Below are 22,202 nucleotides of genomic sequence, written 5' to 3'. Positions count from 1 at the left end.
GCCAATAATGCCAGTCATCCCCCCTCGATCAGGAGCACTGACATGACTGGCACGCTCTACCGTTTATCCTCTTTCACCCATGACCCCAAGGGCGGCAACCCTGCCGGTGTGTGGATCGGTGAAACCCTGCCCGATGTGGCAACCATGCGCAGCATTGCCACCGAGGTGGGCTATTCCGAAACGGCCTTCCTCGGCCCCGTGCATGCCGGCGTGCGCACGGTGCGCTACTACAGCCCCGAGGCAGAGGTCAGCTTCTGTGGCCATGCCACCATCGCCGCCGGCGTGGTGCTGGGTCAGCTCGATGGCGCTGGCACCTACCGGCTTTCCACGGCAGTCGGCGAGGTGCCGGTTGCCGTGGAACAGATCGACGGCGACTGGCACGCCTCGCTGGTCTCGGTGGCGCCAGAACACCGGACCGCCGACCCCGCCCTGGTCGAGGCGGGACTGGCGAGTCTCGGCTGGCAGGCGGATGAGCTGGACCCGAACCTGCCGCCGGCAGTGGCCTATGCCGGCGCCTGGCACCTGGTGCTGGCCACCGCCTCCAAGGCGCGACTCGACGCCCTGTCCTATGACTTCGCGTCACTCAAGGCCCTGATGCTAAGAGAGAATCTCACTACGCTTCAGCTGGTGTGGCAGGAATCGTCGACACGCTTTCATGTGCGCGATCCGTTTCCGGTCGGTGGCGTGGTAGAGGATCCGGCTACCGGAGCAGCGGCGGCGGCATTGGGGGGCTATTTGCGCGATGCGGGATTAATAGAGGCACCCGCGCAGTTGACGCTGCTTCAGGGCGAAGGAATGGGGCGGCCGAGTCGACTCGAGGTAACAATACCGGCCTCGGGAGGGATTGTGGTGTCAGGTACGGCGGTGTCGCTTCAGGCGCCTGTCGACTATCGGTCTTGAGCGAGTCCTCTTGATCCAGCCCCCATCAAAAAAATGCCCGCCATCTGTTGGGCGGGCAGTTGACGCTTACCCGGCCTCGAGCAAGGTCCGCAGCACACGCTTCACCCGCTCGATGCCGCCGACCAGTGCGGCCTCGATCTCGGCCATGGTGATCTCGCGTTCGACCACGCCGGGGGCGGGGTTCACCACCAGCGCCAGGCAGGCATAGGGGATTTCCAGCTCCCGAGCCAGGGTCGCCTCGGGCATGCCGGTCATGCCGACCAGGCTGCAGCCGTCTCGCGCCATGCGGGCGATCTCGGCGGCGGTCTCGAGCCGTGGCCCCTGGGTGCAGCCGTAGATGCCGCCATCATGCAGCGCCTCGCCGGCCGCCCTGCCCGCCTCAAGCACCGCATGGCGCAGGGCGGCATCGTAGGGCCAGGAAAAGTCGATGTGCTTGAGGCTCTTGAAGCGGCCATCGAAGTAGGTCGATTCTCGGCCGCTGGTGTAGTCGATCAGTTGGTCGGGCACCACCAGCGCCTCGGGGGCATGGAGGGGATCGATGCCGCCCACGGCATTCACGCCAACGATACGGCTGGCGCCGGCCTGCTTCAGCGCCCAGAGGTTGGCGCGATAGTTGACCCGATGCGGCGGCAGCTTGTGGGGGTGCCCATGGCGGGCCAGGAACAGCACCTCGTGATCGCCGAGCTGGCCTTGCAGCACGCTACCGGAGGCCGTACCGATGGGGGTCTCGGCGCTGTGCCGCTTGGTCACTTCCAGCCCCTGCATCTGGGTGAGGCCGGTGCCTCCGATGATCGCGAGCATGCTGCCCCTCCTTATCTATGACCGCCTCTATGACCGCCGCGCCGGGCCTTACATGCCCTGGGGCGCGAAGATCCCCGGCGCGTTGCGCCAGTAGCCCTTGTAGTCCATGCCGAAGCCGAATACGTAGCGATCCTCGACATCCAGGCTGCAGTAGTCGGCCTTGAGGCCCGGTACGGCCTTGCGGTCATGATGCTTGTCGACCAGCACCGCGGTAGAAATGCTGGCCGCGCCCGCTTCTCGACAGTAGGCCAGAATGGCGGCCAGGGTCGAGCCTTCGTCGAGGATGTCGTCAACGATCACCACATGACGGCCGGCCATCGGCACCTCCGGCGACACGCGCCAGAATAGCTCGCCGCCGCGGGTGCCGCCGCGATAGCGGGTAGCGTGCAGGTAGTCGACCTCCAGCGGGAAGCCGAGCCGGGTCAGCAGGTGGCCGGTGGTGATCAGGCCGCCGTTCATCACGCAGTAAAACACCGGCAGCTTGTCGCCGAGATCGGCGGTGATCCTCTCGGCCATCTGGTCCAGCGCCCGCTCGACCGCCTCTTGAGAAATCAGGCAGTCGGCGTTATCCATGATGTCGCGCATGGCGGCCAGGGACGCGTCGGCGGAAAAAGCTTGTTGAGTCATGGGGTCACGAGTCGGTTGGGAGTGAAGAAGAGGGTTCGCCATTGGCCAGGGCTTCCAGCCGGGCATGGACGCGGCGCCAGCGCGACAGCGCCGGCAGGTTCTCGAGGCTTGGCCGGGCACGGCCGTAGCGCAGCTTGGCCTGACGCTTGCTGCCACGACCGGCGCAGGCGTCGAGCGCTTCCAGCGCGGCGGCACGGTCGTTGCACACAAGCACCATGTCGCAGCCGGCATCCAGCGCCGCCAGGGCGCGCTCGCCGGGGCCACCGGCGACGTGGGCTCCGGCCATCGACAGGTCGTCGGAGAAGATCGCGCCCTTGAAGCCGATCTCCTCACGCAGGAAACCCAGCCAGCTGCGCGAGAAGCAGGCCGGGCGGGCGTCGAAGGCGGAATAGACCACGTGCGCAGGCATCACGCCGCCGAGCCGCGCGGCCTGATCGGCAAAGGGCACCAGGTCATGCTCACGCAGGTCGTTAAGCGGGCGCGGATCAACGGGCAGTTCGAGGTGCGAGTCGGCGGCCACACTGCCGTGGCCGGGGAAATGCTTGCCCACGGCGGCCATGCCGGCCTCGTTAAGCCCTGCAATGAAGGCGCCGCCCAGGCGGCTGACCTGCTGTGGGTCGCTCGAGAAGCTGCGATCGCCGATCACGGTGGACTCGCCGCCGTCGACGTCGAGCACCGGGGCGAAGGTGATGTCCAGCCCGCAGGCGGCCATCTCCATGCCCAGCAGCCAGCCGGCATCCTGGCAATGCTGCAGTGCTGCCTGGGAGTTACTCTCGAAGCCTTCGGCCAGCCGTGCCATGGCCGGCAGCCGGGTGACGCCGCGACGAAGCCGCTGCACTCGCCCGCCTTCCTGGTCGATGGCCAGCAACAGGTCTGGCCGTACCGCGCGAATCGCGCTGCACAGGGCCTGAACCTGGGTGGCATCCTCGATGTTGCGGCCGAACAGAATCACCCCGCCCACGTCGGGGCGCATGAGCATATCGGCTTCTTCCGGCGTCAGCTGGGGACCCTCGAGATCCAACATCACTGAACCCAGCGGTTGCGTCATCTTGGTCTTCCTTGGCGTTGAAGGAGGGGGATTCTAGAACAATGTCTCGCCGGACGACAGGCACCGCTCAGTCATGCAGCCAGACCGGCGTTCCGGGCGGGGCTGCGGCGAAGACCTCGAGCAGGGCCTCATCGCGCAGTCGAATGCAGCCGTGGGAAGCAGCCACCCCCATGGGTTCGGTGGGCGGTGTGCCGTGCAGATAAATGTAGCGACGCTGGGAGTCGACGTCACCACCGCGGTTGTAGCCAGGCTCGAGGCCACACAGCCAGAGGATGCGGGTGAGGATCCAGTCACGCTTGGGATGCTCGGCGGCAAGCGCCGCTGAATAGACTTCGCCGGTGGGCCGGCGGCCCCGGAAGACGCAGCCGAGTGGCTGCCCCTCGCCGATGGCGGCGCGAACATAGTGCCAGCCGAGCGGTGTCTGGCCGCTGCCCTCGTGCTGACCGTGACCGGCCAAGCCACTTGATATCGCATACTCGGCGTGACGGGCAGAGCCCTGCCAGACGACAAGGCGCTGCGTCGTGACATCGATGTCGAGCCAGATGCCATCCGCCGGCGGCAAGGCGTCGAGTCGTGGCGTGTGCATCTCCTACCCCGCGGCCTTGATGGATTCGGGGGCACCTTCTGGCAAGGGAGCCTGGAGGGCGGCCACTACCACCGGCCGCAGACGACGCACCAGATCGCGCACGCTGACATGCTCGTCGAAATCCTTCTCGGCGATGTCACGCAGCGCATCGAGGCCAGAAAGCGTGAAGATCACCGTGCCAAGCACGAAGTGCAGGCGCCAGAAGCGCTCGGCATCCGGCAGTTCCGGTGTGGCCTTGCGTACCAGGTCGGTGAAACGGGTGAAGACGCTGCCGTAGTGCTCCTGAATGTAGCGGCGCAGATGGCCCTGGGCCTGACTGTAGGCAAGGCCCAGCAGCTTCATGAAGACCTTCAGGCTGTTACGTTCGGCTGGCACGTCAAGCACCGAGCGCGCCATGGTCTCGAGCAGGACTTCGAGGGGAATGATTTGCCCCTGGTAGTCCTGCTCCAGCGCATCGAGCGCGGTGTGAAAGCGCTCGGTGAAAGGATCAAGATAGCGGGCGAAGACGGCCTGGATCAGCGACTTCTTGGAACCGAAATGGTAGTTCACCGCTGCCAGGTTGACCTTGGCCTTGCTGGTAATGGTCCGTAGGGAGGTCTCGGCAAAGCCGCGCTCGGCGAACAGCACCTCTGCGGTATCGAGAATCCGCGTCACAGTATCGGTCTGGGCCATGCTCATGCCTCTCCACCTGTCACCAATAAACGAATGTTTAAAACATAACCTGATTCTATGTCGTGCATCAGAATGTCACAACGGTGCGGAAAATCCACCTTAGGCCCGTCAACGTGCATCACAGCGGCCTGAATGGCCCTGGCGAAAAGGCTGTGGTGAAGGGTAATGACGAAGCACAGTGGTGAAGGGTACGGGCGAAAGAGGCTTGCCGTATTACTGGATGCAATCACATACTGTATACTTGAACAAACACCCTCAGTGACCACCGGCGGAGGCCGCATGACACGCCCCCTGACACCGCGCCAGCAGAACGTCTATGACTTTATCGTCAAGACCATGAGCGAGTTGGGCTACCCCCCGACCCGTGCCGAAATTGCCCGCGCCCTGGGCTTCCGCTCCCCCAACGCCGCCGAGGAACACCTGCGCGCCCTGGACAAGAAAGGCGCCATTCGCATGGTGCCCGGCACCTCGCGGGGCATTCGCCTGCCGGCGATGGAAGCCGAGGCAGGGGAAAACGAGCCCAAGGCCGCCAATGCGTCCGAGGCAAGCGCTCAGGGGCTGCCGATCATCGGTGAGGTGGCAGCGGGCAGCCCGATCCTCGCGACCGCTCATATCGATCGCTACTGCCCGCTGCCGGCCGATTACTTCACGCCGCGTGCCGACTATCTGCTGCGGGTGCGCGGGCTGTCGATGAAGGATATCGGCATTCTCGAGGGCGACCTGCTGGCCGTGCATCGCACCGAGCGCATTCGCGATGGTCAGATCGTGGTGGCACGCATCGATGAAGAGGTCACGGTGAAGCGCTTCAAGCGCCAGGGGCATACCGTTTGGCTGATGGCCGAGAACGAGGAATTCGCGCCCATCGAGATCGACCTGCGCCATCAGGCACTGGAAATCGAGGGCGTCGGTGTGGGCGTGATTCGCGGCGGCAACGGTCAGGCCCTGCACTGATACCCACGCTTTCACGCCACTGACGGAACGCCCGACATGGCCGGCACGCCAAGAAAAATCCTGCATGCCGACTGCGACTGTTTCTTTGCCGCGGTCGAGATGCGCGACAACCCTGCCCTGCGAGACGTGCCGATCGCCGTCGGGGGCGGGGTCGACCAGCGCGGGGTGATTGCCACCTGCAATTATCCCGCTCGCGCCTTTGGTGTTCGCTCGGCCATGCCCACCGCTCGCGCCCTGCGCCTGTGCCCTGATCTCGTGCTGGTGCGCGGCGACTACGAGCGCTACCGGGAGGTCTCCCGCCAGATCCAGGCGATCTTCCACGAACTAACCCCCCTGGTAGAACCCCTCTCCCTCGATGAGGCTTTCCTCGACGTCAGCGACGTCGACCATTTTCAGGGTAGCGCCACCTGGATGGCGCAATGGCTGAAGGCCGAGGCCCTGAAGCGCACCGGCATCACCATCTCGGTGGGCGTGGCCCCCTCAAAGTTCCTGGCCAAGATCGCCAGCGACTGGGAAAAGCCGGACGGTCTGACCGTCATCACCCCCGATGACGTCGATGCCTTTATCACCGCTCTGCCGGTGAATTGCCTGCACGGAGTCGGTCCCGCTACCGCCGCCAAGCTTGAGGCAATGGGCATCGCCACCTGCGAAGACCTGCGCACCTGGCCAATCGAGACCCTGCTTGAGCGCTTCGGCAAGTTCGGCAAACGGCTCTTCGAGCTCGCACGAGGCATAGACGAGCGCGAAGTACGCACCCACCGCGAGCGCAAGTCGATCAGCGTTGAGACGACTTTTCACCACGACCTGCCGGACCTGGCGGCCTGCCGAGACGCCCTTCTCCCGCTGATCGAGCGGCTGGCCGGACGCATCGAACGCCACGGCCAGCCGCCGCTGGACAAGCTGTTCCTGAAGGTGCGCTTCAGCGACTTCACCCTCACCAGCCTCGAGTGCCAGGGCGCCATCCCCAGTGCCGAGCTCTTCCACCGCCTGCTCGATCAGGCCTGGTCGCGGGCGGCACAGCCGGTGCGCCTGCTGGGCGTAGGGGTGCGCCTGGTATCAGCCGACGCTCGCCGCCAGCTCTCGCTGTTCGACGGCGAACCTGACGATGCGTCAGAGACGGTAGCCGACCTCGCATCTACTGACGTCTTTGAGGATGATTCTGAAGACGCCGTCGAAGACGTTTCTGACGACAGGCCGGAACAGCAATAACGGCCCCGGCGCAGCTTTCAGGTCAATGTCCGGCTATCCAGTAGCGCCTTAGATCAAACAAGGTCTGGTCCTTCGATAGCGGCTAGCCCAGCAGCCATTGCCAGGCCTTGGCCTCGACCAACACCACCCACAGCCCGAGCAGGATGAATACCGAGCACGCCAGCAAGTGGATGGCCCGCATCGGCAGGCGTTCGCAGAACCGTGCACCAAGCCACAGCACCGGCACATTGGCGGCGAGCATGCCAAGGGTGGTTCCCAGCGTCACCAGCAGCACGTCCTCGAAGCGGGCGGCCAGCAATACGGTGGCGATCTGGGTCTTGTCGCCGATCTCGGCGAGAAAGAACAGCACGAAACTGGTGAGGAACACGCCATGCCCAGGCGGGCCGGCCTCCAGGCCGTCGTCATCGTCAGGTTTGAGCAGCCAAAGGCCCATGCCGATGAATGCCAGGCCCACCAGGGCCGTCATCAGGCGAGGGTCGATCAAACCAACCAGCGTAGCGCCGAACCAGGCAGATACGCCGTGATTGATCAGGGTAGCGGCAACGATGGCCCAGAAGATCGGCCAGGGGCGAGCAAAGCGCGCCACCAGCAACAAGGTGAGCAGTTGGGTCTTGTCGCCAATTTCAGCCAGTCCGATGGCCAGGCCGGAAGTGATGAGTGCGTCCAATGAATGATTCCCCCGGGCCGGCCACTAGACGATACAGAACACGATGTGCCGCCGGCCCCGGAAGCACATCATGTTCTGAGTCTCGTTTGACCTTTGGGCTATCAGGTATCGGATACCAGGCCCCGGGTCGTCGATGCCATGGTCGTAGCGACCAAATTTGTTGACATCGACCATTCTCGGTCGCTTCTTACGCGGGTGTCGCAGCGCTTACGCAGGCTTTTAAGCTTACGCAGGCTGCTTTTACACGGCCTATAGGAAAGCCGCTGGACACGCCGCAGGAAGGCGGTTGGAAAGTAACTACTCCCCCAAAACGGTTGAGATGATAGCGACTTATACCAGGCTTGCCAAGTTATCGCTGGCGGCGATCAGGCGAAGACTACGGTCTTGTTGCCGTGGATCAGCACGCGGTCCTGCAGGTGCCAGCGAAGACCACGGGCCAGCACGGCTTTTTCCACGTCGCGGCCGAAGCGCACCAGGTCATTGGCGGTATGACAGTGGCTGACGCGCTGGATGTCCTGCTCGATGATCGGGCCGGCGTCCAGTTCCTCGGTCACGTAGTGGCAGGTCGCGCCGATCAGCTTGACCCCACGCTCATAGGCCTGGTGATAGGGCCGCGCACCGGCGAAGGAAGGCAGGAAGCTGTGGTGGATATTGATCACCCGGCCGGCATAGCGCTCGCACAGGGCCGGCGGCAGAATCTGCATGTAGCGGGCCAGCACTACGGTGTCCGCCTGGGCCTCTTCGACCAGGCGTTCGACCTCGGCGAAGGCCGGGGCCTTGTCGCTGGGGTCGACGGGCACGTGATGGAACGGAATGCCATGCCATTCGACCAGCGAGCGTAAATCGTCGTGGTTGGAAATCACGCAGGGGATCTCGCAGTCCAGCTCGCCTGCGGTAAAGCGATAGAGAAGATCGACCAGGCAGTGGGATTCCTTGGACACCAGCATGGCCACCCGCTGGGGACGGCGGGTATCGGTCAGCTTCCATTGCATCTCGAAGTCGTCGGCGATCGGTGCAAACGCCTCGCGAAAGCCTTCCGCGTCGAGCGGCAGCGACTCCGCCACCACCTCATAGCGCATGAAGAAGCGGCCGCTGGTCAGGTCGGAGTGCTGGTTGGCTTCGGTGATCGAGCCGCCCTGGCCGGCGATGAAGTTCGAAACACGCGCCACAATGCCGACACGATCAGGGCAGGAGACCACCAAGCGATAGTAATGAGACATGGGTTGACCGTCAGTTGATAACCAGAAGAAAAAAAACCACAAAGATGACTGCTGGCAAGGCACCAGACCCTCAAGTGTAACGAATTCACCCGCCTCGAAACACTCTGTACGCGGCGCCTCGCGTTGTCGCTAGCCTTACCAGATGCGTATGATGAGGCGACTCTTTGCTACATCGTGTTCGTCATGTTCCGACCTCGTGTCCAGATTCGTCCTCGCCGTCGTCCTCCGCTGCACTTCCTGCCTCTGGGCGGGTGTGGTGAGATCGGCATGAACCTCAATGTCTACGGCTATGACGGACACTGGATCGCCGTGGACTGCGGCATGATGATCCGCCAGGATCTGCCCGATAGTCCGCTACAGGTGCCCAACCTGACGACGCTTGGCACCCTCGGTATTACCCCAAAAGCCCTGATCATCACCCATGGTCATGAGGACCATATCGGCGCCGCCGCCTGGCTATGGCCCCAGTGGGGCTGCCCGATTCATGCCACGCCGCTGGCGGCCGGCCTGCTGCGGGCCAAGTTCGCCGAGCGCGGCCTGGCCACCGACGCCATCCATATCATTGATCCGGGCGAGGCCATGGAGACCGGCCCCTTCGGGCTGCGTTTCCTGCCGCTGACGCACTCCATTCCCGAGAGCTGTTCGCTGCTGATCACCACGCCCGAACAGCGCGTATTGCATACCGGTGACTGGAAGTTAGACCCGGCGCCGATGATCGGCAAGCCGGTCGACGAGAGCCTCTATCGGGCGTTGGCACCGGTCGACCTGGTGGTCGGCGATTCCACCAATGCTCCCCTGCCCGGCCACTCACGCAGCGAGCGCGACGTGGCCGAGGCACTGGAGCGCACCATTGCTGCCTGCAGCGGTCGGGTGATCGTGTCCTGTTTCGCCAGCAACCTGGACCGGGTACTGGCCATCGGCCTCGCCGCCCAGCGCTGTGGCCGTCGGGTCAGCCTGATGGGCCGCTCCATGGAGCGCATGGTGGGTGTTGCCCGTGGGCTTGGCTATCTCGACGACTTCCCTCCCCTGGTGCCGGTGCGAGATCTTGGCTACCTGCCTCCCGAGGAGGTCCTGGTGATCGCCACCGGCAGCCAGGGCGAGCCACGCGCGGCACTCTCGCGTCTTGCACGCGGTCGCCATGGGGATTTCGAGCTCGCGCCGGGAGACAGTGTGATCTTTTCCGCCAAGGCGATTCCGGGTAACGAGCGACTGATCGAGCGCTTGCAGCACGGCCTTCGCCAGCTCGGCGTCACTCTCTTCGATGAACGCGAGTACCCTGAGCTGCATGCTTCTGGCCACCCGGCTCAAGACGAGCTGAACACCTTCTACGAATGGGTGAAGCCGCGCCACCTGCTGCCGGTGCATGGCGAACATCGCCACCAGCAGGCGCACCGGGAACTGGCCGAAGCCCGCGGTATTGTAGCACCGCTGGTGCCAGTCAACGGCGATCTGATCCGCCTGGACGGTGACGGCCTGACCCGGGAATCGCGCCACCCTCAGCCGCCCTGCATCATCAGCCAGGAAGCGGTAACCCCGGTACCGGATCTTGATGATCCCAAGGCCGGTCGCCGTGAACGTCATGGCAGTCTCTTCCTGGCCCTGCCGGTCACCCCGCTGGATGAAGGCTGGACGCGGATCGGTCGCCTGTTGCTCGACGTTTCCACATCGACGCCGCTCGATGAGGACGCCTTCGCCGACTGGCTGGACGATCGACTGGGCGAATTATCGGCGGATAATCTCGCCGAACTTCGACGGCAGCTGCATCCTAGCCTGATGCATTATCTGGGCGAACGCCTGCGCCATCTTCCGGCGGTGCATCTGCAACTGCTGGCCGCTGAGCCTCCCGGCGAAGAGACATCCGCCAGCAGATCCTGAGCAGGGCCAACACGTCATGAACCTTAAGAGACGAGGATAGGCAAAGGCTGGTTGAACTAGCCAACCTTGTCTTACCTTGCCTGCCTCGCCTGCCGCTCGGCCTTGGCCATCTGCGCCATGAGGTTCTTCGCGACTCACTTACGGACTTACATCAGCCTTTCCGTGGAGCATCACACGACAGCCGATGATCAGGACTGTTTGGCATCCTTCGGCGGACGGCCACGACGACGCTTGGGCTGCTCTGGCACCAGATCATCCACGGAAAGCCCGGCATCATTGATGGCTTCACGAATCTCCGCGAGCTTTTGCTCCTTCATTCGCTCTTCCTGCTGACGCTCACGCTCTTCTTCCTGCTTGTGTTCGATGACTTCGCCAATGACTTCAGCCAGCTTGTGAAGCTGTTCCATGCTCAGCTGCCGCGCGGCTGCGCGCGCGACATTCTTGTTGCGGGCAATACGCTCGAGGGTTTCCGATGACATTGGCTTCTCCACGTGTCGAGTGCTAAAAAACCGTTAACTACAGAAAAGAAAAGTATATGCACAAGCCGTTACTTGGCAAGAAATAGACACATATTTGCCCGCAAAAAAACCGACCCACTGGGGTCGGTTTTTTTATATAACGCTCTCAACATGTCGCTGGAAAAGGCTTAGCCACCGGTCATGTTCATGAAGCGAACCACCTGAACGTCACCGTCGGTGGTGAAGTGATGCCGTTCGGGCTTGAGCGGCATCGCCTCGATGATCCGGGTCTTGAGTGCCTCCATATCACCGGGATATCGACGCAGCACTTCGCGAAGATCGACGGAGTGTTCGTTACCCAGACACAGCAGCAGACGCCCTTCCACCGTGACCCTGACGCGGTTGCAGGAGGAGCAGAAATTGTGACTGTGCGGCGAGATAAAGCCTATGCGGGTCTCGCTGTCGGCCATGCGGAAATACCGTGAAGGCCCTGCGGTCGACTCAGCCGAAGCCATGAGCGGATAACGCGACTCGATGAGCGCCTGCACTTCATCGCTCGAGCAGAACGTCTCTGCCCGGGAATGATCGGACACATCGCCCAGCGGCATTTCCTCGATGAAACTGATATCGAGCCCCTCTTCGCGGGCAAACTCCACCAGGTCCAGCACCTCATCGTCGTTACGGCCCTTGAGGATGACGGCGTTGAGCTTGATGCGCGAAAATCCCGCGGCCTTGGCGGCGTGAATGCCGGCTATCACCTTTTCCAGCTCGCCGGTTCTGGTGAGCTGACGAAAGCGCTGCGGATCAAGGGAATCGAGGCTGATATTGAGCCGCTCTAGCCCCCCTTCGCGCAGCACCTGAGCATGCTTGTCGAGGCTGGCGCCATTGGTGGTCATGGCGAAATCCTTGAGCCCGGGCAGCGCCCCGATATCACCGACCAACTGGCCAATACCACGCCTGACCAGAGGCTCGCCGCCGGTCAGACGAATCTTCTCGACACCCAGCTCGACGAAGGCGCGTGCGACCATTTCCAGCTCTTCCAGGGTCAGTACCTGGGCACGTGGCAGGAAGGTCATTTCTTCGCTCATGCAATAGACACAGCGAAAATCACAGCGGTCGGTGACCGAAATCCGCACATAGCTGACGCGGCGACCGAAGTCATCGATCAATTGTTCCATGCTTCCTCCCAACGCGCGGCATCTTGATGATCGCTCGAGCGTTCTGCGACCCAATAGTTGCCGCTCGCAGTGTGCTCCTTCTTCCAGAAGGGAGCGCGCGTTTTGAGATAATCCATGATGAAGTCACAGGCCTCGAAGGCCGCCCGACGGTGCGCACTGGCGACCACCACCAGCACGATAGGATCGCCAGGTGCCAGACACCCCACGCGGTGGATAAGACGCACCCCTTGCAGGGGCCAGCGACCACAGGCGTCTTCAACAATGGCTTCCAGGGCCTTTTCGGTCATGCCGGCATAATGCTCGAGGGTCAGGGCCGTCACTTCGGGGCGTTCGTTGAAGTCACGCACCAGGCCGGTAAAGCTGACCACCGCACCGATGTCGCTACGCCCCTGCAACAGGGCCTGCTGCTCGACGCCGACATCGAAGGCCTCCTGCTGCACGCGGATCATCATCAACCTCCCGTTACCGGCGGGAAAAAGGCGACCTCATCGCCATCGGTCAGCGGGGTCTGATCACCGCCCATCACCTGGTTGACCGCACACAGTACGCGCCCTTCATTAAGCCCGGCAAAACGGGCGTCCTTGGCCGTGAGTGCCGCCTTGAGCCCGGCAATATCGGCACTTTCCAGCGCATCGAAGGGCAGGTCGATGTCGCTGACACCGAGACGTTCGCGCAGCTCGGCAAGGCACTTGATGTGAATGCAGGGCGCCGCGGTATCCAGCGCCAGCCCCGGATCGGCATGGCGCGAGGCACCGGTGACGATGGGCGACGACATCGCTTGGCGGCGGTAATCGCCTGACTTGCCCCCGGTCTTGCTTTCCAGGCGGATCTCGCCGATTTCCATGTCCTTGTCGACGGCCTTGCACATGTCATAAAGCGTCAGGCAAGCCACCGATACCGCCGTCAGCGCTTCCATCTCAACGCCGGTTCGGCCATTGAGTCGACAGGTGGCGCTGACCTCGACGCTGGAGGTGGGCTCATCAAGGCGAAATTCGATCGCCACCTTGGACAGCGGGAGTGCATGGCAGAGCGGAATCAGCTCATGGGTGCGCTTGGCCGCCTGAATGCCGGCGATACGCGCCGTGGCCAGCACATCGCCCTTGGGCAATTCACCATCGGCCAACAGCGCGAGCGTCTCGGGGTGCATGCGAATGCGCCCACTGGCGACGGCCTCTCGCCGGCTTTCGGCCTTGTCGGCCACGTCCACCATGTGGGCCTCGCCGCGGGCATTAAGATGGGTCAGGCTCATACAGGGTCACCCGCTCGTAAAGTGAATCGGACACGACACATTATCGCACCCTTAGCCGCGATGCATAAATGGCTGTAGCGTCACCGTCTCGCCGGCCTCGATGCCGGCGCAAGGCGCCGCGATCTCGATCAGGCAGTTGGCGGCGACCATCGAGGACAGGATGCCGGATCCCTGGCGACCGGTGCTGCGCACCCAGAGCTGTCCGCTCTCATCAGCGTGATAGACACCACGCAGGAAGTCCACGCGCCCGCTGCGGCTCTTGAGCGATTCCTCGGCGCGCGCCATGAGCCGCAGCGGCTGCCAGGCATGCTCGCCCTGCAGGCGGCGGATCAACGGCTGGACGAACTGCAGAAAGGTCACCATCACCGCCACCGGATTTCCCGGCAAGCCGAAGAACGGTACGCGCTCACTCCCCAGGCGGCCGAAGGCCAATGGCCGACCGGGGCGCATGGCGATACGCCAGAAACCCAGCTCACCGGTTTCGGCAAGCGCTGGCTTGATCCAGTCCGCCTGACCGACCGAGACGCCACCACTGGTGATCACCATATCCGCCGCTGCGGCCGCATCTCGCAGTGCACTGACCATGCCCTGCGACGAATCGGCGAGAATGCCAAGGTCGATGACCTCGACACCAAGGGCCGTGAGCAGACCGTGCAGCGAGAAGCGATTGGCATCGAAGATGCCATCCATGGGCAGCGGCTCGCCGGGAGCCGTGACCTCGTCGCCGGTCGAGAAGATCGCTACCTTCACCTGCCGCGACACTCGGGCGCGATCGACGCCCAGCGAGGCCAGCAGCCCAAGGTGCTCGGCGGCCAGCCGGGTGCCGGCGGTCAGGGCCACCGCTCCAAGCGGCACGTCTTCGCCCGCCTGACGCACATGCTGGCCAACCTTGACCGTCTCGGGGCGTGTGACCCTCACTCGCTCGCGCCCGGCCTCGGGTGGCGCTTCTTCGAGCTGCTCGCTCATGATCACCGTGTCGGTGCCAGGCGGCATCGGGGCACCGGTGGTGATGCTCACCGCGGCATGCTCGGGCACCTCGTCGCGATAGCCGTGGCCGGCCAGAGACTCCCCCACCAACGCCCAACACTCGGGCAGCGCCAGCGGAGCGTGTTTCTGGCCTTGCTCCTGAACTTGTCTCTGGCTTTGTTGGCCCACAGGCCATGCCAGGGCGATGCCATCCATGGCCGCATTGGTATTCTGGGGCACGTTGACCGGCGAGGTGATGTCCTCGCTCAACACGCGCCCACGCAATGCCGCCAGGGGCAGGGTTTCATGCGCGGGCGACGAGGCGGCAGCGAAGCCGAGGATCGCTTCAAGGGCTTCATCCACCGATAGCATGCGTTCACCCAGGTCAAAGCAGGACAGGCTCATGTCGACGCCTCCTGAGAAGCGCTTAACTGGCGTGCCGGCATGCCGCGCTGCTCAGGCCAGCGCCCGGGCCAGGCCGCCACCCAGTCGGTGAGCGCCGCCAGGTCATCCAGAGACAGCGACTCCACGCCCGCCGGCAGGGTCAGCGGCGTACTGCTGGCCACTGCCATCACCCAGGGATCCTCGACGGCACGCAGCGATTTGCCAAGCGACGGGCGGTGAAGCTCCAGCTTGGGCAGCGGCCAGGCCTTGAAGCCTTCGATCAGCACCAGGTCCGGGGCCAGCGGCCGCACCTGCTCGATCAACGCCGCCAGGTCGGGCTCATCCTGCCCCGGGGTATTGATCATCAGCGCGGTGCGAGAGCGTGAGGCAATCAGCATCGGCGCGGCGCCCGCCTCGCGCAGACGATGGCTGTCCTTGCCCGGCTGATCGATATCGAACTGATGATGCGCATGCTTGATTACCGCCGCGCGAATGCCCCGTTCGGCAAGCCTTGGCAGCAGCGCCTCCAACAGGGTCGTCTTGCCTGTGCCACTGAAGGCCGCAATACACAGCAGCGGCAAGGGCTCATCGGCCAGCGGCAGTCGATGTTCGGCCTGCTCGTTCATTTCCTGCGACACCCCTTGTTGTGACGACCTTCCATATGACGAACATTCTAGTGACGACTGTTCTTGGGACGACTGTTTTCGGAACGACCGCTCCTGGGACGCCGGGTCATGGGGCACCTTGTCATGCGGCACGTGTTTGCCTCCTCAGGCTTCACCGGCTCGCAGCTGCTGTGCCAGCCGGGCCTTGTCGTCTTCGGTATTGAGGTTGGCGAAAGCGGCTGGGCAGTCGCTGAAATCCGCCCGCGTCCAGGTATGGCGAGCGTACCAACGATCGATCTTGCGTTCGCCCTCGCGCAGGGCGTCGCCAAGATCCTCGGCCAGGTCTCGGCGAATCAAAGCCACCACCGGATGATCCCGCTCACCGTCATGGGCAACGGCAATATCCGCCTCGCCGATCGCGGCAATCAGGCGCTCAACCAGGTCATCAGGCAGCGCCGGGCTGTCGCAGGGCACGACCACTACCCAGGGTGTTTCGGCTGCCTCGAGGCCGCTCCAGATGCCCATCAGGGGCCCCTGGTAGCCGCCTTCTCGATCGCAGACCACCCGGCTGCCCAGCGCCCGGTATTCATCGAGATGCCGGTTGGCATTGATCAGCACCTCGGCCACGCGGCCATCGAGACAGCGCCTGGCATGTTCGATCAGGCGCGCGGACCCAAAGGGTTCCAGCCCCTTGTCGCGACCGCCCATGCGCCGCCCCTGGCCGCCGGCCAAAATCAGGCCTGTCACTTCATCATGCGTCATCTCAAGCCCTCGTTTGGTCCCTGATTCACAAGGATTATCGCTGGTGCCAGCCTAACGCAAAGCGCCCCGTCACGAACCCTTATGACGCAAGTTGACCACCATGGTCTTAGATTAGAGACCGTCATGCCCTTAAGTTCCCGCTCATGAGTGGGTATCATGCTGTAAAAGATGTTCAACAAGGGCCGCCCATGAGTGGATTCGACGTCGGCAATCGCCTCAAGCAATTGCGCTTGTCGCGTGAGCTATCACAGCGCGAACTGGCCAAACGGGCCGGAGTCACCAACAGCACCATTTCGCTGATCGAGCAGAACAGTGTCAGCCCTTCGGTCAGCTCGCTGAAGAAGATTCTCGATGCCATGCCGGTCTCAATCAGCGAGTTCTTCGCCGGTGATAGCGAATCTCAGGAGCAGGTCTTCTATCGCTCCAGCGAACTTACCGAGATCGGCGACGGCACTCTGTCATGGAAACTGGTGGGCGCGCGCAGGCCCAACCGCAGCATGTCGATCATCCACGAGCACTACCCGCCCGGGGCGGATACTGGCCAGGAAATGCTGGAGCACGAGGGGGAAGAAGGCGGGGTGGTGATCGCCGGCACTATCGAACTGCAGGTCGCCGACGAGGTGCAGCATTTGAAGGCAGGCGATGCCTACTACTTCGATTCACGCCTGCCCCACCGCTTTCGCAATGCAAGCGACAGCGAATGTGTGATCGTCAGCGCCAATACCCCGCCGTCCTTCTCAGACGGCGGGAATGAACAGCATCACGCCTGAGACATTCGCTTTAACGGTTCAATCGCCCTACTCACCTTCTTTGGCCGGCGGCAACACGGCGTTGAGCACGATGCCCACCAGCGCCGCCAGGCTCACGCCCTGCAGGGTGAACTGGCCGCCGCCCACCTGCATGCCACCGATACCGAAGACCAGAATCAGCGACACCACCACCAGGTTGCGCGGTGCGGTCAGCGAATGGCCGGCGCGCACCAGAGTGTTCATGCCCACCACCGCGATCGAACCGAACAGTAGCGTCATGATGCCGCCCATCACCGGGGCAGGGATGGTTTGCAGCAGCGCGCCGAGTTTGCCGAGGAAAGCCAGCACGATGGCGGTCACGGCGGCGATCATCATGATCCGCGGATCGAAGGCACGGGTCAGTGTCACTGCACCGGTCACTTCGGAATAGGTGGTATTGGGCGGGCCGCCAAACAGCGCCGCCACGCTGGTGGCCAGGCCATCGCCCAGCAGGGTGCGATGCAGGCCGGGCTTCTCGAGGTAGTTCTTCTTGGTCACCGAACCAATGGCGACCATGTCGCCGATATGCTCCACCGCCGGCGCGATGGCCACCGGGATCATGAACAGGATCGCGGCCCAATGAAAGGTCGGGGCCGTGAAGGACGGCAGCGCCAGCCAGGCCGACTCATTGACCGGCGTGAAGTCGACCACCCCCATCAGCAGCGCCAGTGCATAGCCGGTGACGATGCCACCCATGATCGGCACCAGGCGAATCAGGCCGCGACCGAAGACCGCCAGCACCAGCGTCACCAAAAGGCTCGACATCGACAGCACCAGCGCCTGGCCATAGCCGATGGCGTCGCTGGTCTCGCCCGTCGCCATGTCCACTGCCACCGGGGCCAGCGCCAGGCCGATGACCATGATCACTGGCCCCACCACGACCGCCGGCAGCAGGTGATGCAGCCAGGCGGTGCCCTTGATCCGCACGAACTGGGAAATCACCACATAGACCAGACCCGCCGCCATCAGGCCACCCATGGTCGCGGGAATGCCGAAGTTCTGGACCGAGCCCTGGATGGGCGCGATGAAGGCAAACGACGAGGCCAGAAACACCGGCACGCTCTGGCGGGTAACGCTGTGGAACACCAGCGTACCCACCCCCGCCGTGAACAGCGCCACGTTAGGGTCAAGTCCCGTCAGCAGCGGCACCAGCACCAGTGCACCGAAGGCGACGAACAGCATCTGCACCCCGGTAAGCAGAATGCGCGGCAAGGATTGTGTGGACTGGCGGCCGGCCACCGTATCGGTCATATCAGGTCTCCAAGGTGAGAAACAAAGCAATCTGGCCCTGCCATCAGGACTCAGGAAACATCAGCGCACAGCAAAACGCCCCTGCGTGATCACGTCAGGGGCGTTTTGGCCTATCAGGTCACGACTCAGCGGGTCCCGAAGATCTTGTCACCGGCATCGCCGAGGCCCGGCACGATATAGCCGTTCTCGTCGAGGCGATCGTCAACCGCCGCGGTGTAGATCTCGATGTCCGGGTAAGACTCCTGGACACGCTTGATCCCTTCCGGGGCCGCGACCAGCACGATGACCTTCATCTGCTGGCAACCACGCTCACGGAGCATGTCCAGGGTCGCCACCATGGTGCCGCCAGTGGCCAGCATCGGATCGATGACGATGGCCTGACGCTCTTCGATATCGTTGGCGAACTTGGCGAAGTACGGCACCGGCTCGAGGGTCTCTTCATCACGATAGAGCCCCACCACGCTGATGCGGGCGCTGGGAATCAGGTCAGTGACGCCATCGAGCATGCCGAGACCCGCACGCAGGATCGGCACGATGGTGACTTTCTTGCCTTTGATCTGCTCGATCTGGATCGGCTCTTCGCTCCAGCCCTCGATGGTGGTCGGTTCGAGTTCCAGGTCCTGAGTGGCTTCGTAGGTCAGCAGCTTGGCCACTTCTCCGGCCAGCTCACGGAAGCTCTTGGTGCTGATGTCATTGGCACGCATCAGGCCGAGCTTGTGCTTGACCAGGGGATGGTTGATGGCGTGAACGCTCATGGCGGCGGACCTCTTCGGGCGACGGGATGGGACGAATGACGGCTTTGTCGCATGAAGATCATGCACAAATTGCGCGACATTCTACCCGTATCGGTCGACGAGGTTAAGGCTGAGTGGGCAGCTGCCAGTCGATGGGGTCACGGCCGTGCTCGGCGAGGAAGGCATTGCCCTGGGAAAAGTGGTGATTGCCGAAGAAGCCACGATGCGCCGAAAGCGGCGACGGGTGCGGCGATTCAAGCACCAGATGGCGCCCGGTATCGATCAGCGCCTTCTTCTGACGGGCATGGCTACCCCACAGCAGGAAGACACAGGGCGCGCAGTGTTCATTGACGGTGGCAATCGCCCTGTCGGTGAAGTTTTCCCACCCGCGCCCACGGTGTGACGCTGCCTGCCCCGCTTCGACGGTCAGCACGGTATTGAGCAACAGCACGCCCTGGCGCGCCCAGTACTCGAGATGGCCGTGATCGACCGGGGTGCAGCCTAGATCGCCGGCCAGCTCCTTGTAGATGTTCTTGAGCGACGGCGGCACCTTCACTCCCGGCTGCACCGAGAAGCACAGCCCATGAGCCTGATCCGGGCCGTGATAGGGGTCCTGACCGAGGATCACGACCTTGACCTGGTCGAGCGGCGTCAGCTGGAAGGCACGAAACCAGTCCGCGGAGTGCGGATAGATGATCCGCCGCTCGCGCTTGTCCTTGGCCAGGGCGTCACGCAGCGCCTGCATGTAGGGGGCGCCAAATTCCGCCCCCAGATGACGATCCCAGCTTTCCGGCAATGGATGTTGTGCAGAGGTACTTTCCGACATCTCGACCTCAGGCACCGCTCTCGCCGGAGGCCTCGCCGCGCACGCGATCCGCCAGCGGCTCGACGTAGGCAACGCCCATATCCCAGGGGAACTGAATCCAGCAGTCCTGCCCCACTTCGGTCAGGAACTGATCGACCAGCGGCCGCCCTTCCGGCTTGGCGTAGACGGTAGCGAAATGCGCCTTGGGCAGCATTTCGCGCACCTTGCGGGCCGTCTTGCCGGTATCGACCAGGTCATCCACCAACAGCCAGCCGTCACCGTCGTGATCGACGCCTTTCATGACATCGAGACCGCCCTGGTCCATGTGGTCGTAGCTCTTGATGCACACGGTATCGATCAGGCGCAGGTTGAGCTCGCGGGCGATCAGGGCAGCCGGAATCAGGCCGCCGCGAGTGATGGCGATAATCCCCTTGAAGTCACGCTCGACCAGCTGATGGCAAAGCTCGCGAACATCACGATGCAGCTGGTCCCAGGAAACGATGAAGTGTTGCTGATAGCGGTTGGCGCTCATGACGAATTACCAAAAACGTAACGGGGGACGAGACTTACTCGTCCTCGGTGAAGGAGCAGACAGCGAAGACGCCAAAACCGGCCTCGCGGATCTTGTCGGAACCGGCGAGCTCCGGCAGGTCGATGATGGTCGCGGTCTCGACCACATGACCGCCGGAGCGGGTGATCAGCTTGGCTGCAGCACACATGGTACCGCCAGTGGCGATCAGGTCATCGACGAGCAGGATGCGATCGCCATGATGGAAGGCATCGGCGTGCAGCTCGACCTCAGACTGGCCGTACTCGAGGGTGTAGGTCTCGCTGATGGTGCGAAACGGCAATTTGCCCTTCTTGCGCACCGGCACGAAGCTGCAGCCGAGCTCATAGGCCAGCGGTGCGCCGATGATGAAGCCGCGGGCGTCGATGGCTGCCACCGCGTCCAGATCCATTTCCTGGTAGCGGTGCACGAAGCTGTCGATCAGCTTGCGAAAGGCTGCGCTGTTCTGCAAAAGCGGCGTGATATCACGGAAGTTGACCCCCGGCTGCGGCCAGTCGGGGACGGTGCGAATCACGGATTTGATGTAGTCGCCGTAGATGCTCATCGATGGTCGAATCCAGTGGTCAGTCGAGGAAGAAGAATTTCAGGACGAAGACAATCGCCAGCACGATCACCGCCGGGTTCAGGTCGCTGAAGCGGCCTGACAGGGTCTTGATGGCAGCGTAGCTGATGAACCCAAGCGCGATACCCTCGGCAATCGAGAAGGTCAGGGGCATGGCCAGCGCGGCGATCAGCACCGGGGCGGCCTCGGTGGCGTCATCCCAGTCGGCATGCGCCAGGCTACCCGCCATCAGCGAGGCCACATAGAGCAGCGCCCCGGCCGTGGCGTAGGCGGGAATCGAGCCGGCCAGCGGTGAGAAGAATAGGCTGATCAGGAACAGCGCACCAACCACCACGGCAGTGAGGCCGGTGCGACCGCCGGCGGCGATACCCGAAGCGCTCTCGATGTAGCTGGTGGTGGTCGAGGTACCCAGTGCAGCACCCGCCATCGAGGCGGTGGAATCGGCCATCATGGCACGCCCCAGGCGCGGCAGCTTGCCGTCCTTGTCGAGCAGCCCGCCGCGGTGGGCAACGCCGATCAGGGTGCCGGAGGTATCGAACAGGTCAACGAACAGAAAGGCAAAGATCACGCTGAACATCGCCACGTTGAAGGCACCGGCGACATCCATGGCCATGAAGGTTGGCGCCACGGACGGCGGCATCGACATCACGCCGTTGTAATCGTTGTGGCCCAGCAGCATCGAGAGCACGGTAACGCCCAGGATGCCAATCATCACCGCACCGGTGACCCGCAGGTAGGACAGCGCGGTGATCACGAAGAAGCCCCCCAGGGCATACAGCGCCGAGGGCTGGGTCAGATCACCGAGGGATACCAGGGTCGCCGGGTTGTCGACCACGATACCGGCGTTTTTCAGCGCGATCATCGCCAGGAACAGCCCGATACCTGCCGCGATCCCCAGGCGCAGGGTCATGGGGATCGAGTTGATGATCCACTCGCGGATGCGAAAGACGCTGAGCAGGAAAAAGGTCAGGCCCGAGAGGAAGACAGCGCCCAGCGCGGTCTCCCAGGAGTAGCCCATGCCCAGCACCACCCCATAGGTGAAGAAGGCGTTGAGGCCCATGCCGGGCGCCATGGCGATTGGATAGTTGGCCCACAGCCCCATGATCAGACAGCCGATGGCGGCGGCCACACAGGTGGCCACAAACACTGCGCCGTAATCGACCCCAGCTTCCGACAGGATGCTCGGGTTGACGAAGATGATGTAGGCCATGGTCAGGAAGGTCGTGACCCCGGCGATGATCTCGGTGCGAACGTTGGTGCCGTGTTCGCTGAGCTTGAAGTGGTTGTCGAGCAGTCGTTTCAACATCGGCATTACCCTACCCTGGCGCGTGGACCC

General features: G+C 63.3%; 25 protein-coding genes. 5 read left to right on the top strand and 20 right to left on the bottom strand.

Going from position 1 to position 22,202, the window contains the following annotated elements; translation table 11 throughout:
• The first annotated feature begins 42 nt into the window (after positions 1 to 42).
• Positions 43 to 900 (top strand): PhzF family phenazine biosynthesis protein, encoded by an 858-nt coding sequence (locus tag Q2K57_RS14100; RefSeq protein ID WP_304525452.1) that lies wholly within the window; start codon positions 43 to 45, stop codon positions 898 to 900.
• 66 nt (positions 901 to 966) lie between these two features.
• Here Q2K57_RS14100 and Q2K57_RS14095 read toward each other — a convergent pair whose 3' ends face one another.
• From Q2K57_RS14095 to Q2K57_RS14075, 5 genes are all read right to left on the bottom strand, one after another.
• Positions 967 to 1,701, bottom strand: coding sequence for an S-methyl-5'-thioinosine phosphorylase (locus Q2K57_RS14095; protein WP_304525451.1), 735 nt, complete (start codon positions 1,699 to 1,701; stop codon positions 967 to 969).
• A 48-nt stretch (positions 1,702 to 1,749) separates the two neighbouring features.
• Positions 1,750 to 2,328 (bottom strand): hypoxanthine-guanine phosphoribosyltransferase, encoded by a 579-nt coding sequence (locus Q2K57_RS14090; protein WP_304525450.1) that lies wholly within the window; start codon positions 2,326 to 2,328, stop codon positions 1,750 to 1,752.
• A 4-nt stretch (positions 2,329 to 2,332) separates the two neighbouring features.
• Positions 2,333 to 3,376, bottom strand: coding sequence for a beta-N-acetylhexosaminidase (gene nagZ, locus Q2K57_RS14085; protein WP_304525449.1), 1,044 nt, complete (start codon positions 3,374 to 3,376; stop codon positions 2,333 to 2,335).
• A 67-nt stretch (positions 3,377 to 3,443) separates the two neighbouring features.
• Positions 3,444 to 3,962, bottom strand: a complete 519-nt coding sequence (locus Q2K57_RS14080) for a L,D-transpeptidase (protein ID WP_304525448.1) — start codon at positions 3,960 to 3,962, stop codon at positions 3,444 to 3,446.
• Between the two features lie 3 nt (positions 3,963 to 3,965).
• The gene (locus tag Q2K57_RS14075; RefSeq protein ID WP_112053566.1) at positions 3,966 to 4,634 is read right to left on the bottom strand and encodes a TetR/AcrR family transcriptional regulator; all 669 of its coding nucleotides are present in this window, start codon (positions 4,632 to 4,634) and stop codon (positions 3,966 to 3,968) included.
• Between the two features lie 279 nt (positions 4,635 to 4,913).
• On the opposite strand from Q2K57_RS14075, the gene lexA reads away from it, so the two are divergent.
• On the top strand, positions 4,914 to 5,585 hold the full coding sequence (gene lexA, locus Q2K57_RS14070; RefSeq protein ID WP_304525447.1) for a transcriptional repressor LexA: 672 nt from the start codon (positions 4,914 to 4,916) through the stop codon (positions 5,583 to 5,585).
• Between the two features lie 36 nt (positions 5,586 to 5,621).
• The gene (dinB, locus tag Q2K57_RS14065) at positions 5,622 to 6,794 is read left to right on the top strand and encodes a DNA polymerase IV (protein WP_304525446.1); all 1,173 of its coding nucleotides are present in this window, start codon (positions 5,622 to 5,624) and stop codon (positions 6,792 to 6,794) included.
• An 82-nt stretch (positions 6,795 to 6,876) separates the two neighbouring features.
• Here the strand turns inward: dinB and Q2K57_RS14060 are convergent, their stop codons facing one another.
• Together Q2K57_RS14060 and purU are read right to left on the bottom strand one after the other, a co-directional pair.
• Positions 6,877 to 7,461, bottom strand: coding sequence for a TMEM165/GDT1 family protein (locus Q2K57_RS14060; RefSeq protein WP_112053090.1), 585 nt, complete (start codon positions 7,459 to 7,461; stop codon positions 6,877 to 6,879).
• Between the two features lie 365 nt (positions 7,462 to 7,826).
• Complete coding sequence (gene purU / locus Q2K57_RS14055; RefSeq protein WP_112053091.1) at positions 7,827 to 8,681, bottom strand: formyltetrahydrofolate deformylase; 855 nt, start codon at positions 8,679 to 8,681, stop codon at positions 7,827 to 7,829.
• 267 nt (positions 8,682 to 8,948) lie between these two features.
• On the opposite strand from purU, the gene Q2K57_RS14050 reads away from it, so the two are divergent.
• Positions 8,949 to 10,556 (top strand): ribonuclease J, encoded by a 1,608-nt coding sequence (locus Q2K57_RS14050; protein ID WP_304526710.1) that lies wholly within the window; start codon positions 8,949 to 8,951, stop codon positions 10,554 to 10,556.
• 188 nt (positions 10,557 to 10,744) lie between these two features.
• Here Q2K57_RS14050 and Q2K57_RS14045 read toward each other — a convergent pair whose 3' ends face one another.
• From Q2K57_RS14045 to mobA, 7 genes are all read right to left on the bottom strand, one after another.
• Entirely contained in the window at positions 10,745 to 11,035 is a 291-nt protein-coding gene (locus tag Q2K57_RS14045; protein ID WP_112053093.1) for an H-NS family nucleoid-associated regulatory protein, read from the bottom strand.
• 167 nt (positions 11,036 to 11,202) lie between these two features.
• Positions 11,203 to 12,192: a GTP 3',8-cyclase MoaA gene (gene moaA / locus Q2K57_RS14040; RefSeq protein WP_304525445.1), complete on the bottom strand. Its 990-nt coding sequence runs from the start codon at positions 12,190 to 12,192 to the stop codon at positions 11,203 to 11,205.
• Complete coding sequence (gene moaE, locus Q2K57_RS14035; RefSeq protein ID WP_112053095.1) at positions 12,180 to 12,641, bottom strand: molybdopterin synthase catalytic subunit MoaE; 462 nt, start codon at positions 12,639 to 12,641, stop codon at positions 12,180 to 12,182. Before moaE ends, moaA begins: the two co-directional genes overlap by 13 nt.
• A 2-nt stretch (positions 12,642 to 12,643) precedes the next feature.
• On the bottom strand, positions 12,644 to 13,441 hold the full coding sequence (moaC, locus tag Q2K57_RS14030) for a cyclic pyranopterin monophosphate synthase MoaC (protein WP_112053096.1): 798 nt from the start codon (positions 13,439 to 13,441) through the stop codon (positions 12,644 to 12,646).
• A 51-nt stretch (positions 13,442 to 13,492) separates the two neighbouring features.
• Complete coding sequence (glp, locus tag Q2K57_RS14025; RefSeq protein WP_304525444.1) at positions 13,493 to 14,812, bottom strand: gephyrin-like molybdotransferase Glp; 1,320 nt, start codon at positions 14,810 to 14,812, stop codon at positions 13,493 to 13,495.
• Positions 14,809 to 15,417, bottom strand: coding sequence for a molybdopterin-guanine dinucleotide biosynthesis protein B (mobB, locus tag Q2K57_RS14020; protein WP_304525443.1), 609 nt, complete (start codon positions 15,415 to 15,417; stop codon positions 14,809 to 14,811). Before mobB ends, glp begins: the two co-directional genes overlap by 4 nt.
• 144 nt (positions 15,418 to 15,561) lie before the next feature.
• Positions 15,562 to 16,158: a molybdenum cofactor guanylyltransferase MobA gene (gene mobA, locus Q2K57_RS14015; RefSeq protein ID WP_304525442.1), complete on the bottom strand. Its 597-nt coding sequence runs from the start codon at positions 16,156 to 16,158 to the stop codon at positions 15,562 to 15,564.
• A 188-nt stretch (positions 16,159 to 16,346) separates the two neighbouring features.
• Between mobA and Q2K57_RS14010 the strand changes: the two genes are divergently transcribed.
• The gene (locus tag Q2K57_RS14010) at positions 16,347 to 16,928 is read left to right on the top strand and encodes a cupin domain-containing protein (RefSeq protein ID WP_112053100.1); all 582 of its coding nucleotides are present in this window, start codon (positions 16,347 to 16,349) and stop codon (positions 16,926 to 16,928) included.
• Positions 16,929 to 16,955: 27 nt separating this feature from the next.
• Here the strand turns inward: Q2K57_RS14010 and Q2K57_RS14005 are convergent, their stop codons facing one another.
• The 6 genes from Q2K57_RS14005 to Q2K57_RS13980 form a co-directional block, all read right to left on the bottom strand.
• Positions 16,956 to 18,197 carry a uracil-xanthine permease family protein gene (locus Q2K57_RS14005; protein WP_304525441.1) on the bottom strand — a complete coding sequence of 414 codons (1,242 nt, stop codon included), beginning with the start codon at positions 18,195 to 18,197 and terminating at the stop codon, positions 16,956 to 16,958.
• A 125-nt stretch (positions 18,198 to 18,322) separates the two neighbouring features.
• Positions 18,323 to 18,952, bottom strand: coding sequence for a uracil phosphoribosyltransferase (gene upp / locus Q2K57_RS14000; protein ID WP_112053102.1), 630 nt, complete (start codon positions 18,950 to 18,952; stop codon positions 18,323 to 18,325).
• A gap of 103 nt (positions 18,953 to 19,055) precedes the next feature.
• On the bottom strand, positions 19,056 to 19,757 hold the full coding sequence (ung, locus tag Q2K57_RS13995; protein WP_304525440.1) for a uracil-DNA glycosylase: 702 nt from the start codon (positions 19,755 to 19,757) through the stop codon (positions 19,056 to 19,058).
• A gap of 7 nt (positions 19,758 to 19,764) precedes the next feature.
• Positions 19,765 to 20,268, bottom strand: a complete 504-nt coding sequence (gpt, locus tag Q2K57_RS13990) for a xanthine phosphoribosyltransferase (protein WP_112053104.1) — start codon at positions 20,266 to 20,268, stop codon at positions 19,765 to 19,767.
• Between the two features lie 34 nt (positions 20,269 to 20,302).
• A complete protein-coding gene (locus Q2K57_RS13985) occupies positions 20,303 to 20,848 on the bottom strand; it encodes an adenine phosphoribosyltransferase (protein WP_304525439.1) in 546 nt (181 codons plus the stop codon).
• 19 nt (positions 20,849 to 20,867) lie between these two features.
• Complete coding sequence (locus Q2K57_RS13980) at positions 20,868 to 22,172, bottom strand: NCS2 family permease (RefSeq protein ID WP_112053567.1); 1,305 nt, start codon at positions 22,170 to 22,172, stop codon at positions 20,868 to 20,870.
• Between the last annotated feature and the right edge of the window lie 30 nt (positions 22,173 to 22,202).

The sequence above is a fragment of the Halomonas sp. I5-271120 genome (assembly GCF_030553075.1).
In the GTDB taxonomy this organism is placed as follows: Bacteria; Pseudomonadota; Gammaproteobacteria; order Pseudomonadales; family Halomonadaceae; genus Onishia; species Onishia taeanensis_A.
This window is presented reverse-complemented; position numbering and strand designations above follow the sequence as displayed.

Excerpts from the sequence above, each read along its gene's own strand:
- glp (WP_304525444.1), bottom strand. The coding sequence starts at position 14,812 with ATGAGCCTGTCCTGCTTTGACCTGGGTGAACGCATGCTATCGGTGGAT.
- purU (WP_112053091.1), bottom strand. The coding sequence starts at position 8,681 with ATGTCTCATTACTATCGCTTGGTGGTCTCCTGCCCTGATCGTGTCGGC.
- moaE (WP_112053095.1), bottom strand. The coding sequence starts at position 12,641 with ATGATCCGCGTGCAGCAGGAGGCCTTCGATGTCGGCGTCGAGCAGCAG.
- upp (WP_112053102.1), bottom strand. The coding sequence starts at position 18,952 with ATGAGCGTTCACGCCATCAACCATCCCCTGGTCAAGCACAAGCTCGGC.
- mobB (WP_304525443.1), bottom strand. The coding sequence starts at position 15,417 with ATGAACGAGCAGGCCGAACATCGACTGCCGCTGGCCGATGAGCCCTTG.
- moaA (WP_304525445.1), bottom strand. The coding sequence starts at position 12,192 with ATGGAACAATTGATCGATGACTTCGGTCGCCGCGTCAGCTATGTGCGG.
- Q2K57_RS14075 (WP_112053566.1), bottom strand. The coding sequence starts at position 4,634 with ATGGCCCAGACCGATACTGTGACGCGGATTCTCGATACCGCAGAGGTG.
- Q2K57_RS13985 (WP_304525439.1), bottom strand. The coding sequence starts at position 20,848 with ATGAGCATCTACGGCGACTACATCAAATCCGTGATTCGCACCGTCCCC.
- nagZ (WP_304525449.1), bottom strand. The coding sequence starts at position 3,376 with ATGACGCAACCGCTGGGTTCAGTGATGTTGGATCTCGAGGGTCCCCAG.
- gpt (WP_112053104.1), bottom strand. The coding sequence starts at position 20,268 with ATGAGCGCCAACCGCTATCAGCAACACTTCATCGTTTCCTGGGACCAG.
- Q2K57_RS14100 (WP_304525452.1), top strand. The coding sequence starts at position 43 with ATGACTGGCACGCTCTACCGTTTATCCTCTTTCACCCATGACCCCAAG.
- lexA (WP_304525447.1), top strand. The coding sequence starts at position 4,914 with ATGACACGCCCCCTGACACCGCGCCAGCAGAACGTCTATGACTTTATC.
- Q2K57_RS14050 (WP_304526710.1), top strand. The coding sequence starts at position 8,949 with ATGAACCTCAATGTCTACGGCTATGACGGACACTGGATCGCCGTGGAC.
- dinB (WP_304525446.1), top strand. The coding sequence starts at position 5,622 with ATGGCCGGCACGCCAAGAAAAATCCTGCATGCCGACTGCGACTGTTTC.
- Q2K57_RS14005 (WP_304525441.1), bottom strand. The coding sequence starts at position 18,197 with ATGACCGATACGGTGGCCGGCCGCCAGTCCACACAATCCTTGCCGCGC.
- Q2K57_RS13980 (WP_112053567.1), bottom strand. The coding sequence starts at position 22,172 with ATGTTGAAACGACTGCTCGACAACCACTTCAAGCTCAGCGAACACGGC.
- Q2K57_RS14095 (WP_304525451.1), bottom strand. The coding sequence starts at position 1,701 with ATGCTCGCGATCATCGGAGGCACCGGCCTCACCCAGATGCAGGGGCTG.
- moaC (WP_112053096.1), bottom strand. The coding sequence starts at position 13,441 with ATGAGCCTGACCCATCTTAATGCCCGCGGCGAGGCCCACATGGTGGAC.
- Q2K57_RS14090 (WP_304525450.1), bottom strand. The coding sequence starts at position 2,328 with ATGACTCAACAAGCTTTTTCCGCCGACGCGTCCCTGGCCGCCATGCGC.
- ung (WP_304525440.1), bottom strand. The coding sequence starts at position 19,757 with ATGTCGGAAAGTACCTCTGCACAACATCCATTGCCGGAAAGCTGGGAT.
- Q2K57_RS14010 (WP_112053100.1), top strand. The coding sequence starts at position 16,347 with ATGAGTGGATTCGACGTCGGCAATCGCCTCAAGCAATTGCGCTTGTCG.
- mobA (WP_304525442.1), bottom strand. The coding sequence starts at position 16,158 with ATGACGCATGATGAAGTGACAGGCCTGATTTTGGCCGGCGGCCAGGGG.
- Q2K57_RS14080 (WP_304525448.1), bottom strand. The coding sequence starts at position 3,962 with ATGCACACGCCACGACTCGACGCCTTGCCGCCGGCGGATGGCATCTGG.
- Q2K57_RS14045 (WP_112053093.1), bottom strand. The coding sequence starts at position 11,035 with ATGTCATCGGAAACCCTCGAGCGTATTGCCCGCAACAAGAATGTCGCG.